Genomic DNA, 12,460 nt, shown 5'->3' with positions numbered 1-12,460 from the left:
TTGGCCACCGCAGACCACCTGCAGGTTCCGCGGCAGCACGGACTGTTCAACCATCACGGCATCGACCTGGGAGACGGCACCGTGGCCCATTACCTCGAGGGCCGCGAAATCCTTCGCAGCCCCGTCGAGGAGTTCTGCCAGGGTCAGCCCATTGCGGTGATCGAACACGAGCACGCCTCCCCATCGGGAGTGACCCTGAGACGGGCGATGGGCCGGATCGGGGAACAGAACTACAACCTGTTGTTCAACAACTGCGAACACTTCGCCACCTGGTGCAAAACCGGTCGGCACCGCAGCGGCCAGGTGGAATCGGTTCTGGAACGGGCCCGCCACTGGAGCCAGCTGATGCCGGCGGCCCTGATGAGCGGACTTGAGCTCCTGGTCCAACGCGGACTGCTGGATGACAACGCCCGCCGGATGGCCCGTCAGGGGGTGGCCAAGCTTGAGAAGCTGCGGGTGAAGCTTCTCACCAGCCTGGAGACCCTGCTGCAGCAAGCCGGTGACGGCAGCAACCGCCAGCTGTTGCTCTCCGGCCAGAGCCTCGCCGATGAACTGTCCGCGGTGGAGGATCTCAAGGAACGGATTGATGCCCTGCTGGATCAGCCTCCGGCCCTGCCTGAGGCCGGCTCACCTGAGTACCCTCGCAGCAACGCCGGCGGCGCATGAGTCCGGGCTATCAGCCGCTCCACCACAAATATCGTCCCCAGCGCTTCGATCAGCTGGTGGGTCAGGAGGCGATTGCCGCCACCCTCGGCCATGCCCTCACCAGCAACCGGATCGCACCGGCGTATCTGTTCAGCGGCCCGAGGGGGACAGGCAAGACCTCGAGCGCCAGAATCCTGGCTCGCTCGCTGAATTGCCTCAACAGCGACGGGCCGACACCGGAGCCCTGCGGGCACTGCGAGCTGTGCACAACGATCGCCGCCGGAACCGCCCTGGATGTGATCGAGATCGATGCCGCTTCCAACACCGGCGTCGACAACATCCGGGAGCTGATCGAACGCTCGCGCTTCGCGCCGGTGCAGGCCCGCTGGAAGGTGTACGTGGTGGACGAGTGCCACATGCTCTCCACCGCCGCCTTCAACGCCCTGCTCAAGACCCTCGAGGAGCCTCCGCCACAGGTGGTGTTCGTCCTGGCGACAACAGACCCGCAGCGGGTGCTGCCGACCATCCTGAGCCGCTGCCAGCGCTTTGATTTCCGGCGGATCCCACTCGATGCCCTTGAGACACATCTGAGCTGGATTGCCCAGCAGGAAGCGATCGACATCCGGCCGGATGCCCTGCATGTGGTGGCACAGCGAGCCCAGGGAGGTCTGCGCGATGCCGAGAGCCTGCTGGATCAGCTCAGCCTGCTGCCGCCCCCGATCGAAGCCACAGCGGTATGGGATCTGCTGGGAGCAGTCCCTGAACAGGAGCTGCTTGAGCTGGTGAAGGCGATGACCGCCGCCGCACCGGTGGAACTGCTGGAGGCGACCCGCAATCTGCTGGACAGGGGCCGTGATCCTGGAGCAGTGCTCCAGGGCCTGGCCGGGATCCTGAGAGACCTGGTGCTGACGGCTGCCGCACCGGATCGACCGGAACTCACCGGGGTATCGCCCCAGTTCCGCGATCAGCTGCCCGATCTGGCCAGGGCCCTCGGTCGCCCGCGACTGCTGCAGTGGCAAAACCAGCTGCGTGGGGCGGAACAGCAGCTGCGTCAGAGCGTCCAACCGCGCCTCTGGCTGGAGGTGCTGCTGCTGGGGCTTCTGGCAGAGCCGGCATCGTCGAAGGACCCCGTTGTCGCTGCGCCAGCCACCAGGCCCGTGGCAGCCGCGATCAGTCCACCTCCTCCGACCTCTCCACCGGCAGCGAGTCCTGAACTGCCCTCCGTGAGCCCACCGGCACCGCCGGAACCTGCTCCCGTCGGCGCCAACCTGCCCGAGCTCTGGCAGCAGATCCTCGGCAGCCTGGAGTTGCCATCAACCCGCATGCTGCTTTCGCAGCAGGCTCAGCTGGTGCGCCTGGATGCCAACCGTGCCGTGGTGCAGGTGGCCGGCAACTGGATGGGGATGGTGCAGAGCCGAGCCAGCCTGCTGGAAAAGGCCGTGGCTGCGGCTCTGGGCGGCAACCGCCAACTGGTGCTGGAAGCCGGGGGCAGCACGATGACGGCCCCTGTTGTCGCCGCTCCGCCTGCTCCAGTGGTGACGCAGCCGACCGGTCCGGCTCCAACACCCGCTCCACCGTCACGACCAGCCCCCGAACCAACGGTCTCCGTCAAGCCAGCAGCTCCTCCGCAACCCACATCCAGCCCGGCCGGTCCGACCACCACGGCGCAAACCCCACCGGAGCTTCCGTCCGGACTCGATCGCAACGCCCGACAACTGGCTGATTTCTTCAACGGACAGGTGCTCGACATCGAACAGCCCGTCGACAACCCTCAGGCCTGAACGGGCTCCTGCTCTCCATGACTGGTCTTCGCCCAGACCAGACGCTTCGGGAGAACAGCCATCTTGAGAGCCACCCAGGGGATCACGACGAACCAGTGGGCGAGATAGAAGATGGCCAGAAGAAGCTGCAATGGACCAGCCGATGGAATCGGTGGACCTTCACTGCTGATGCGACAGCCGCGCCAGTAAGCCAGCCCCGATACGCTGAAGGCCACAAAGGTCAACGGCCAGTAGCTCGGCGCCGTGCGCGTCACCAGGCTGGTGCTCAGATCGGCGAAGGACACGACGGGTAGGCCGTACTGCAGCAGGAAGAAACAGGCGAGATCCCAGCGCTGGCTAAGGCTGAGCTGGCCTGAGGTGAGCGTGGGCCAGTAATCGAAGAAGCGCTGCAGTCCACCTTCCGCCCAGCGCTGACGTTGCTTCCAGAGAGCCGCCAGACCCGGCACCGCCTCCTCCTGCACCGGCGGATCCCAGAGAATCCCCACCAGAGCTCCGTGGGTAAGCAATCGGAAGCTGAGATCCAGATCATCAGTGACCGTGTCCTCGTTGAATCCCCCGGCCGCCTCCAGCACCGAGCGGCGGATCAGCTGACCGTTGCCGCGAAGCTCCGCCACGCCGCCGCCTGAGAGCCGACCCTGCTGAATGACAGCGTCCAGTGCCATTTCCATCGCCTGGGCCCGGGTCAGCCAGTTGCGATCGGCATCGATCACGGCCTTGCGCAGCTGAACAGCGGACCAGCCACCGTCGAGGGCATAGGGGATCAAATGCTCCAGCAGATCCTCCTGAAGCTGCGCATCCGCATCCAGCACCAGCAACCACTCCCCACGAAGCTGCTGCAGTGCCGTGTTGAGAGCCCCGGACTTCCCACCGCCCGCATCCCGGGGCCGGTGGATCACCCGCAGCGAAGCATGGGTGGCGGCGAGGTCGTCGAGCAGCTGCGGCGTGCGATCCAGACTTCCGTCATCGATCACCCAGGTGGACAGTCGTCCGGATGGGTACCGCAGGGCCGTCAGACGCTCCACCAGGCGGGTCACGACACTTTCCTCGTCGCGGGCGGCCACCACCACATCAAGGGTGGGCAGATCGCCTGGGGTGCCGGCCGGAAGCCGGCGGGAGGGTTCGCCCTGCAGCACAGTGCGCAGGCCATATCCACCCAGCATCAGCGCCAGGCTGATCGCCGGCCAGAGAGACCGGGCCGGATCGAGCCAGTGGGGTGCTGCGCCGGCGCAGCCGCAGGCGAACAGGAACGCTGCCGACTTCACCCTGCGGTGATCTCCAGAGGCAGCGATCGGAGCCATGCACCATTTCAGGTGGGCAGGACTCTAAGGGGACTGAGTCTGGGGCGACAGCGGTCCATAAAGCGTCCCCGGGTAGTAGTGGCTGAGGATCCGTTCCGTCGACCAGCCGCGCCAGGCCAGATCGATCGCACCGGCCTGGGAGAGTCCGGCTCCATGGCCGAAGCCACCGCCACGGACCAACCAGCTGGCTTCGCCCTGGGGCTGAAGCACGAACAGGGTGCTGGGAAGAGTGCGGAAGGTCCGCCGGATCCGGTCGAGCCGCAGCACCACTGGACTGGCCGATCCAGAACCCTTGATCTGCAGCGCCAGAACCCGTCCGCTGGCCCCCCGTTGAAGCACGGAAAGACGGATCGGAGCACTCAGAGCAGCTCCGGCTGAACCGAGGGCACTCCGGATCCCTGCCGTCGTGAGCGTTCGCGTCCATCGGAAGCGGGGATGGTTCCTGCCATAGGCGCCGGCTCCATCCGCCAGAAGGGCATCCACCCCCTCAGTCGCGATGAGCGGCAGAGGATGGCGCTTCAACCAGCCGGCATCTCCATCGGCCTCCGCACGGAGATACGGCTGGGGCTCCATCGCCCAGGCCTCGGTGCCGCTGGCCATCACACCGCCGTTGCTGGCGTGGTACACCGCGCTGATCGGGCTTCCGTTCCAGCTCAGCAGTCGACCACGGGTGGCAGCAATCGCCTGAAGCACCGCAGAGCCCGCCTGACGCGGGTCGCTGTACACCTGGCACTGGGTGTCGCTGCAGAGGTGGTAGCCATCGATCCGGAAGCGATGACTATTGGCCAGAGCCCAGGTGCGGGCAAGCACCGTCTGAGCCTGCAGAGCCGATGGCGGCGAGCCAGCCCCGATCTCATGGGGAACCACGCCTTCCAGGTAGCGCTCCAGAGGCACCTGCTCGATCAGTGTCCAGCTGCCGTAGGCATCCCGCTGCAGGCGGAATGGCCCCCCGTAGCGCCCGCCCTTCCACTTCAGACCCTGAGGGGCGTTGATCCGGATCGGACCCTGGAGTGTGAAGCCTCCTTCAGCCGTCTGAAGCACAGGCACCACCACCGAGTCGATGCTGCCGTGCCAGTCACGCACCGCCAGGCCGTCCGGCAGCGGCGCTCCCTTCGGAGCCCAGACCTCCCAGTCGTCAGGATGAGCCACAACAGCTGCGACCCCGATCTCCCGCCAGCGTTTGGCCACCCGTTCCGCGGACTCGAAGCTGGCGAATGGACCGGCCACGCGACGCGAGAGCGTCAGCGGTGTCTCCCGCGGCACACGCCGCCAGGTGATCGTCAGGACCGAACCGCTCCAGTCACGGCCACTGGCATCGCTCAGCGACAGCGGACTGCCGGCTCCATGCAGCGTCAGCGGGCCGCTCTGATCAGGCCGACCGAGATGGGCCTGCAGAGAAACCCACAGCCGATCCTCCGGACCGTTGACCGGCGGTGGCGGCGGCACAGACGGATGGGTCACGGCCATGGGCACCTGAGAAGGAGACACCGGTCCCTCCGCCTGGATCTCCCTGGCCCGGCAGCCCGTCGACGACCAGACCAGCACAGCCACCGACAGCAGCCGGATCAACACGCTCATCGTGCGAGAGCCCTCATCATCGGTTCAACAGAGGAAGGTGCACGTGGCGTCGTATCCTTATTGTTTGTGCCCGAACGAGCAGACATGCCCAAGCTGAAGACCCGCAAAGCTGCCGCCAAGCGGTTCAAGGCGACCGGCAGCGGCAAGTTCATCCGCCGGCGCGCCTTCCGCAATCACCTGCTGGATCACAAGACTCCCAAGCAGAAGCGCCACCTGGCCACCAAGGCCGTGGTTCACGAAACGGACGAACTGCGCGTGATCCGGATGCTCCCGTACGCCTGAATTGCTTCGTTCCGTTCTGACCTGATTACACCCTTCCAACGTCATGGCCCGCGTCAAGAGAGGCAACGTCGCCCGTAAGCGCCGCAACAAGATCCTGCGGCTGGCCCGTGGCTTCCGCGGTGGCAACGGCACCCTGTTCCGCACCGCAAATCAGCGGGTGATGAAAGCCCTCTGCAATGCCTACAGGGATCGCCGTCGCCGCAAACGCGACTTCCGTCGCCTCTGGATCGCCCGTATCAATGCCGCTGCCCGCATCAACGGTGTGAGCTACAGCCGCCTGATGGGTGGTCTCAAGAAGGCGGATGTGCGCCTCAACCGCAAGATGCTGGCTCAGCTGGCGGTGGTTGACCCCGGAAGCTTCACGAACGTGGTCACCGCTGCCAAAAGCTGATCCCACGCGATGAACCTGCTGCCCCAGACCTACCTGCTGGGCCTGGTCGGCCTGCTGTCCATTGTGGCGGTGGTTGTGGGTCGTCAGTTGCTGCGCGTGCGACGCGATGAAGCCCGCCTGATCGAATTGGAACAGGCGGGCGCAGCGGGATCCCGCCAGGCATCCGACCTGTATGAACTGGGATCGGTTCAGCTCCGCAAACGGCTCTATCCCCAGGCCGCCGCGTCGTTGAAGCAGGCTTTGAAGCGTGCCAACGGTGAGCCGGATGAAGCCAGGGCTCTGATCGAGAATGCCTTGGGCTTCTCACTGGCCGCCCAGAAGGATTACGAGGGAGCTGTGCGCCACTACAAGTTGGCTCTCAAGGCGAAACCGGACTATCCGGTTGCCATCAACAATCTCGCTTTCGCCCAGGACAAACTGCTCAAAAGCGAGGAAGCAGCCGATCTCTACAGACAGACTCTGGTTCTCGATCCCGGAAACACCACGGCCCGGAAACGTCTCAAACAGCTGGAGCGACGTCTGGGCTGATCAGTCGATCACCAGAGAGGCTGCACCGGAACACTCTGTTCACAGCTGCTGTCGAGAGCGAGACGGCCTCCGACACCAGTGGAGGGGTTCGCCATGTTCACCAGACGCGGAGCCTGCCAGGCCGTTGGACTGAAGCCCTGCAGTCCGAGAAAGATGCCACCGGGCTCCAGACCGGGAATCAGGGCATTGCCGAGAGGAATGAGATCCAGCTGATCCGACTTGGCATGCAGGTTGCCCTGGACAGGCGCCGTGGTTGTGCCGAGATCCATGGTGCCCCGCAGATCCACCATCTGACCCATGGGGGTGAGCGACGTCAGGTTCAGGGTGACGTCGACGGTCGGGTTGCCGTCGAACGGCTTGTAGGTGCCGCACCAGCGGCGGGGGAGCGTTCCAGCGAGATCACTCGCTCGGGCAACAGGATCAAAACTTTCGACACTCCCCTCGTCCACCTTCAGAGGGACCGCCAGCTGGATCGGATCCAAGGGGAGCTGGGGATTCATCCGGAAGGGCACCTGACTGCCGATCGAAAGATCCATGGCAAGCAGGAAAGGCATCAACCGCGCATCATGATGAGCGCAAGGTAGGGCGTTTTGCTCATCTTCGACGGCAGAGCGATGCCGTTCCCTCAACCTCACCACGCGTCATGGTTCCGACGTCCTGTGCCAACGACCAGCTGGTCATCGGCGGTCGCCCGTTCCGAAGCCGTCTGTTCACCGGAACGGGCAAATATCCCGACCTGACCACGATGCAGCAGAGCATCGAGCACTCCGGCTGCGAGATGGTGACGGTGGCCGTGCGTCGTGTTCAGGCCGTTGCCGCAGGCCATGCCGGCCTGATGGACGCCATCGACTGGACGCGCATCTGGATGCTGCCCAACACCGCCGGCTGCCGCGATGCCGACGAAGCGGTGCGGGTGGCACGGCTGGGCCGTGAACTGGCGAAGCTGGCCGGCCAGGAGGACAACAACTTCGTGAAGCTGGAGGTGATCCCCGACAGCCGTCATCTGCTCCCGGACCCGATCGGAACCCTCGAGGCAGCGGAACGCCTTGTGCAGGAGGGTTTCGCCGTGCTCCCCTACATCAATGCCGATCCGCTTCTGGCGAAACGCCTGGAGGATGCCGGCTGCGTCACGGTGATGCCCCTGGGCTCACCGATCGGTTCAGGACAGGGACTCAACAATGCGGCGAACATCGCCCTGATCATCGAGAACGCCAGCGTTCCCGTGGTGGTGGATGCAGGCATCGGGGTTCCCAGTGAAGCGGCCCAGGCGCTTGAGATGGGGGCTGACGCCGTGCTGGTGAACAGCGCCATCGCTCTGGCCGGGGATCCAGCGGCCATGGCGGAAGCCATGGGTCTGGCTGTCGCCGCCGGTCGCTCCGCCTTCCGGGCCGGCCGCCTGCCGAAACGCGATCAGGCGGCCGCCAGCTCTCCCACCACGGGACTGGTGCAGGAGCAAAGCACCGGCAGGTAACGACAGATGAAGACCAGTGAATCTGGCGATACATTCCAAGCCGCTAAGCAATTGGACTCATAAGGTCCAGGCACTCGCAGTTCCACCATGCAGGTCACGACGGAAGACGGCGGCCGCCTGAACGCTTTCGCCAAGGAGCCCCGCATGGAGGTGATGGATGCGGAGACCAGCCGCAGCCGCGGGCGAGGCTCCATGCTCATGACCCTCGGAGGCACTGTGCTCGTGCTGGCCCTCGTGGCGATGACCGTCGCGATCAGCTGAAAATCCCTGTAGTAACTTGCCTCAACTGAGCGTTCCGCTCGTTCCTGCAGGAGTCTGAGTTGAAAGTTCTCGTCCTCGGCGGTGACGGCTTCTGCGGCTGGCCCTGTGCGGTGAACCTGGCCGATCAGGGCCACGAGGTGTTGATCGTGGACAACCTCAGCCGCCGCAAGATCGACATCGATCTGGAGGTGGAATCACTCACCCCGATCACCACCATCGGCGAGCGGCTGAAGGCCTGGGAGGAGATCGGCGGCAAGCCCATGCGCTTCGTGCACATGGACATCGCCCACGAGTACCAACGCGTGCTCGATCTGCTGCTGGAAGAGAAGCCGGATGCCGTTGTTCATTTCGCTGAGCAGCGGGCAGCGCCCTACTCGATGAAGAGCAGCGCCACCAAGCGCTACACCGTCGACAACAACGTCAACGGCACCCACAACCTGCTCGCCGCCATCGTGGAGAGCGGCCAGGACATCCATGTGGTGCACCTCGGCACCATGGGTGTGTACGGCTACGGCTCCCACCGCGGCGCCACGATTCCCGAGGGCTACCTCAAGGTGGAGGTGCCCCAACCGGACGGCAGCCGCTTCGAGGAGGAGATCCTCCATCCGGCCAGCCCGGGCAGCGTCTACCACATGACCAAGACGCTCGATCAGCTGCTGTTCCTCTACTACAACAAGAACGACAAGGTCCGCATCACCGACCTGCACCAGGGCATCGTCTGGGGCACCAACACCGATGCCACCGACCGCGACCCGCGCCTGACCAACCGCTTCGATTACGACGGTGACTACGGCACCGTTCTCAATCGCTTCCTAATGCAGGCTGCGATCGGCTACCCACTCACGGTGCACGGCACCGGCGGCCAGACCCGCGCCTTCATCCACATCCGCGATTCGGTGCGCTGCGTGCAGCTGGCCCTTGAGAATCCTCCGGAACCGGGCGAACGGGTCAAGATCTTCAATCAGATGACCGAAAGTCATCAGGTGGGAGAACTGGCCAAGAAGGTGGCTGCTCTCACCGGCGCGCAGGTGAACAACCTGCCCAACCCTCGCAACGAAGCGGTGGAGAATGATCTGATCGTTGACAACCGCTGCTTCATCGAGCTGGGTCTCAACCCGACCACCCTCGATGACGGTCTGCTGAAGGAAGTGGTGGAGATCGCCACGCGCTACGCCGACCGCTGCGACCGCGACCGCATCCTCTGCACCTCCGCCTGGACCAAGACCCAGGCGCAGGCCATCGGCACCGCCTCCTGACATCAGACTTCACCCTTGAAAGTCGCCTTCTTCACTGAAACCTTCCTTCCCAAGGTCGACGGCATCGTCACCCGTCTGACCAAGACGGTCCGGCATCTCGTGGAGGCCGGGGATGAGGTGGTGGTGTTCTGCCCTGAAGGCTGCCCGGAGGAGTACATGGGAGCCCGGGTGATCGGCGTGCCGGCCATGCCGCTGCCCCTTTACCCGGAACTGAAACTCGCCTTGCCGCGACCGGCGGTCTCCGAAGCGATCGACAGCTTCCAGCCGGATCTGATTCACGTGGTGAACCCGGCCGTGCTCGGTCTAGGGGGCATCTGGCTGGCGAAGACCAAAGGGATTCCCCTGGTGGCGAGCTATCACACCCACCTGCCCAAATACCTCGAGCATTACGGGATGGGCATGCTCGAACCCCTGCTTTGGGAGCTGCTCAAGGCTGCCCATAACCAGGCACTGCTCAACCTCTGCACCTCCACGGCGATGGTGCAGGAACTGAGTGACAAGGGCATTCAGCACACCTCGCTCTGGCAGAGAGGAGTGGACACGGAGCTGTTCCGGCCCGAACTGCGCAGCCCGGAGCTCCGGCAGCGGCTGTTGGGCACCCACGACGACCGGGGCGCCCTGCTTCTCTACGTCGGTCGACTGTCGGCAGAAAAACAGATCGAACGGATTCGACCGGTGCTGGAAGCACTGCCGTATGCCCGCTTCGCCCTCGTCGGTGACGGGCCGCACCGCCAGCAGCTGGAGAAGCACTTCGAGGGAACCGCGACCACCTTTGTGGGCTATCTGGCCGGCGAGGAACTGGCCGGTGCCTACGCCAGCGGTGATGCCTTCCTGTTCCCCTCGAGCACGGAAACCCTCGGGCTGGTGCTTCTGGAAGCCATGGCTGCCGGTTGCCCCGTGGTGGGCGCCAACCGCGGCGGCATCCCCGACATCATCACCGACGGTGTGAACGGCTGCCTCTACGAACCGGGTGGGGAGGATGGCGGTGCCGCCAGCCTGATCGAAGCCACCAAGCGACTTCTGGGGAACGACGTCGAACGACAGGCCCTGCGCAAAGCGGCGCGCAACGAAGCCGAGCGCTGGGGATGGGCGGGGGCCACCGAACAACTGCGGGGCTACTACCGCCAGGTGCTGGATCAGCCTCAGCTCACCGCCGCCTGAACGGATGCCTTGGGCGCGTCAGCGCTGACGCGTCTTCTCCCAGGCAGCCAGAACCGTCTTGGCCATCGGCAGGGCATGGACAGACCCCCCTCCCGGTGTGTTCTGGGCGAAAGCCACCACAACGATCTCACCCTCCGGATACGGGGCGTAGGTGCCGAACCAGGCATGGTCGGCACCACCGGTGCTGTCTTCTGCGGTTCCTGTTTTGCCCGCAGCAGGAGGAATGCCCGGCCCGTTGAGGCCAAAGCCTGTGCCTGCGGACACCACCTTTCGGAGACCCTCGCGGATGGTCTTCAGCGTGGAGGGCTTGATCGCCACCTTGCGTCGGTGCTCGGCATCCAGCCAGTTCGTCTGGCCCTTGGCCAGGTGCGGCGTCACCAGCCAGCCACCGTTCGCGAACACCGCGTAAGCGCGGGCCAGCTGCAGAGGCGTGATCTGTACAACCGACTGACCGATGGAAGCACTGGCCATGTCCTCCGGAATCCACGGCACTGAACCGGGTGCAGCCCAGCCACGTCCCTTCGCCGCCCAGCGTTCATCACCGACCAATCCGACGCTCTCCTCCCAGCCGATCTCGATCCCTGTCTTCTGCTGAAAACCCAGCTGATCGGCCGCCTGTTTCAGCGCCAGGGAGCCCACGCCGACACCCACCTGGTAGAAAAACGTGTTGCTGGAGAAACGCAGCGCGTCCGCATAGCCGATGGTGCCGAAACCGACCCCGTTGTGATCGGGAAAACAATGGCCGCCGTACGTGATGCAGGCCGTGGTGTGCAATTTGGTGTCCGGAGGGAACTTGCCGGATTCCATCCCTGCCATCGCCGTGACCGGCTTCCAGGTGCTCCCGGGGTCGTAGGGGTTCATCGCCCGGGACAGCAACGGCTTCTTCGGATTGGAGAAGAGCGCGTCGTACTCCTTCTGCGTGGTGATCAGCTTCGAGAAGAAGTTGGGATCAAACCCAGGCTTGCTGGCCAGGGCGAGGATCGAACCGTCTTCAGGATCCAGAGCGACCACAGCACCCCCCGGCTTGTCCGCCAGGGACAGCTCCGCAGCCCGCTGCAGATCAAGGTCGAGCGTGAGGGTGAGATCTTTCCCGGCCACCGAAGGCCGATCGCCAAGGTTCCGCTGCACCTCACCCATGGCATTCACCTCCAGCATCTGGCCGCCCCACTTGCCGCGCAGATGCGTCTCGTACGCCGCTTCGACACCCGTACGGCCGATGCGATCGCGGATCTTGTAGCCCTTCTCTGCCAGCGCTTCGTATTCCTGTTCCGTGATCGGCTGGGTGTAACCCAACGCATGGGACGCCAGGGTTCCATGCGGGTAGTGGCGCAGGATCTCCACATCCACCTGGGCACCCTGGAGCGTGCTCGCCTGTTCACGGAAACGCAGCACCTGTTCCGGCTTGAGATTCAGGGCGAGGGTGGTGCGGTAGCCATCCCGATCGACGCCACGGTCGCGGCGTTGATCCAGCACATCGGGCTTGAGATTCAACAGCGCAGCAAGCCTGTCGCGTAAGCCGGGCCAGGCCGAATCGGACACGAGGCGGGGCTCGACGTACAGGGTGTAACTGAGTTTGCTGGTGGCGAGCACCCGTCCCTTGCGATCCAGAAGGCGACCGCGGATCGGCGATCGCGGAACCAGTCGGATGCGGTTTTCATCCGCCAGTTCACGAAAACGGGCGCCCTCCAGCAGCTGCATCCAGACCAGGCGCGCGACCATGGCACTGCAGAACAACAGCACCACCACCAGAAGCACAAGCGGCTGCTGACGCAGACCGGTCTGACGCTGCTGGCTGGTCACGGCCATGA

At 64.8% G+C, this 12,460-nt stretch carries 13 protein-coding genes; 9 read left to right on the top strand and 4 right to left on the bottom strand.

The window, feature by feature from the left end:
- A complete protein-coding gene (locus KR49_RS08465) occupies positions 1–666 on the top strand; it encodes a lecithin retinol acyltransferase family protein (protein WP_043694079.1) in 666 nt (221 codons plus the stop codon).
- Positions 663–2,426, top strand: coding sequence for a DNA polymerase III subunit gamma/tau (locus KR49_RS08460; RefSeq protein ID WP_043694076.1), 1,764 nt, complete (start codon positions 663–665; stop codon positions 2,424–2,426). Before KR49_RS08465 ends, KR49_RS08460 begins: the two co-directional genes overlap by 4 nt.
- Here the strand turns inward: KR49_RS08460 and KR49_RS08455 are convergent.
- Entirely contained in the window at positions 2,417–3,724 is a 1,308-nt protein-coding gene (locus tag KR49_RS08455; RefSeq protein ID WP_043694073.1) for a glycosyltransferase family 2 protein, read from the bottom strand. The two genes, KR49_RS08460 and KR49_RS08455, sit on opposite strands and share 10 nt — an antisense overlap.
- Positions 3,725–3,748: 24 nt before the next feature.
- Positions 3,749–5,302, bottom strand: a complete 1,554-nt coding sequence (locus KR49_RS08450) for a SpoIID/LytB domain-containing protein (RefSeq protein ID WP_173402141.1) — start codon at positions 5,300–5,302, stop codon at positions 3,749–3,751.
- Positions 5,303–5,386: 84 nt separating this feature from the next.
- Between KR49_RS08450 and rpmI the strand changes: the two genes are divergently transcribed.
- The 3 genes from rpmI to KR49_RS08435 are packed head-to-tail and all read left to right on the top strand — an operon-like array spanning position 5,387 to position 6,503.
- Positions 5,387–5,584, top strand: a complete 198-nt coding sequence (rpmI, locus tag KR49_RS08445; RefSeq protein WP_043697172.1) for a 50S ribosomal protein L35 — start codon at positions 5,387–5,389, stop codon at positions 5,582–5,584.
- A 43-nt stretch (positions 5,585–5,627) separates the two neighbouring features.
- Entirely contained in the window at positions 5,628–5,975 is a 348-nt protein-coding gene (gene rplT, locus KR49_RS08440; RefSeq protein WP_043694070.1) for a 50S ribosomal protein L20, read from the top strand.
- Positions 5,976–5,984: 9 nt separating this feature from the next.
- Positions 5,985–6,503, top strand: a complete 519-nt coding sequence (locus KR49_RS08435) for a tetratricopeptide repeat protein (RefSeq protein ID WP_043694059.1) — start codon at positions 5,985–5,987, stop codon at positions 6,501–6,503.
- Between the two features lie 8 nt (positions 6,504–6,511).
- Here the strand turns inward: KR49_RS08435 and KR49_RS08430 are convergent, their stop codons facing one another.
- A complete protein-coding gene (locus KR49_RS08430; protein WP_043694057.1) occupies positions 6,512–7,057 on the bottom strand; it encodes a hypothetical protein in 546 nt (181 codons plus the stop codon).
- 89 nt (positions 7,058–7,146) lie between these two features.
- Here KR49_RS08430 and KR49_RS08425 point away from each other — a divergent pair, with 89 nt between their 5' ends.
- The 4 genes from KR49_RS08425 (at position 7,147) to KR49_RS08410 (ending at position 10,652) form a co-directional block, all read left to right on the top strand.
- The gene (locus KR49_RS08425; protein WP_043694055.1) at positions 7,147–7,974 is read left to right on the top strand and encodes a thiazole synthase; all 828 of its coding nucleotides are present in this window, start codon (positions 7,147–7,149) and stop codon (positions 7,972–7,974) included.
- Between the two features lie 87 nt (positions 7,975–8,061).
- Positions 8,062–8,235, top strand: coding sequence for a photosystem II assembly protein Psb34 (psb34, locus tag KR49_RS08420; protein WP_043694053.1), 174 nt, complete (start codon positions 8,062–8,064; stop codon positions 8,233–8,235).
- A gap of 59 nt (positions 8,236–8,294) precedes the next feature.
- Positions 8,295–9,491 carry an NAD-dependent epimerase/dehydratase family protein gene (locus tag KR49_RS08415; protein ID WP_043694051.1) on the top strand — a complete coding sequence of 399 codons (1,197 nt, stop codon included), beginning with the start codon at positions 8,295–8,297 and terminating at the stop codon, positions 9,489–9,491.
- A 15-nt stretch (positions 9,492–9,506) separates the two neighbouring features.
- Positions 9,507–10,652 (top strand): glycosyltransferase family 1 protein, encoded by a 1,146-nt coding sequence (locus KR49_RS08410; protein ID WP_043694049.1) that lies wholly within the window; start codon positions 9,507–9,509, stop codon positions 10,650–10,652.
- 18 nt (positions 10,653–10,670) lie between these two features.
- On the opposite strand, the gene mrdA is transcribed toward KR49_RS08410, so the two are convergent.
- Complete coding sequence (mrdA, locus tag KR49_RS08405) at positions 10,671–12,458, bottom strand: penicillin-binding protein 2 (protein ID WP_043694048.1); 1,788 nt, start codon at positions 12,456–12,458, stop codon at positions 10,671–10,673.
- Positions 12,459–12,460 lie beyond the last annotated feature (2 nt).

Source organism: Synechococcus sp. KORDI-49, from assembly GCF_000737575.1.
GTDB lineage: Bacteria > Cyanobacteriota > Cyanobacteriia > PCC-6307 > Cyanobiaceae > Parasynechococcus.
This window is presented reverse-complemented; position numbering and strand designations above follow the sequence as displayed.

Excerpts from the sequence above, each read along its gene's own strand:
- rplT (WP_043694070.1), top strand. The coding sequence starts at position 5,628 with ATGGCCCGCGTCAAGAGAGGCAACGTCGCCCGTAAGCGCCGCAACAAG.
- KR49_RS08460 (WP_043694076.1), top strand. The coding sequence starts at position 663 with ATGAGTCCGGGCTATCAGCCGCTCCACCACAAATATCGTCCCCAGCGC.
- psb34 (WP_043694053.1), top strand. The coding sequence starts at position 8,062 with ATGCAGGTCACGACGGAAGACGGCGGCCGCCTGAACGCTTTCGCCAAG.
- KR49_RS08435 (WP_043694059.1), top strand. The coding sequence starts at position 5,985 with ATGAACCTGCTGCCCCAGACCTACCTGCTGGGCCTGGTCGGCCTGCTG.
- rpmI (WP_043697172.1), top strand. The coding sequence starts at position 5,387 with ATGCCCAAGCTGAAGACCCGCAAAGCTGCCGCCAAGCGGTTCAAGGCG.
- mrdA (WP_043694048.1), bottom strand. The coding sequence starts at position 12,458 with ATGGCCGTGACCAGCCAGCAGCGTCAGACCGGTCTGCGTCAGCAGCCG.
- KR49_RS08425 (WP_043694055.1), top strand. The coding sequence starts at position 7,147 with ATGGTTCCGACGTCCTGTGCCAACGACCAGCTGGTCATCGGCGGTCGC.
- KR49_RS08430 (WP_043694057.1), bottom strand. The coding sequence starts at position 7,057 with ATGCCTTTCCTGCTTGCCATGGATCTTTCGATCGGCAGTCAGGTGCCC.
- KR49_RS08450 (WP_173402141.1), bottom strand. The coding sequence starts at position 5,302 with ATGAGCGTGTTGATCCGGCTGCTGTCGGTGGCTGTGCTGGTCTGGTCG.
- KR49_RS08455 (WP_043694073.1), bottom strand. The coding sequence starts at position 3,724 with ATGGCTCCGATCGCTGCCTCTGGAGATCACCGCAGGGTGAAGTCGGCA.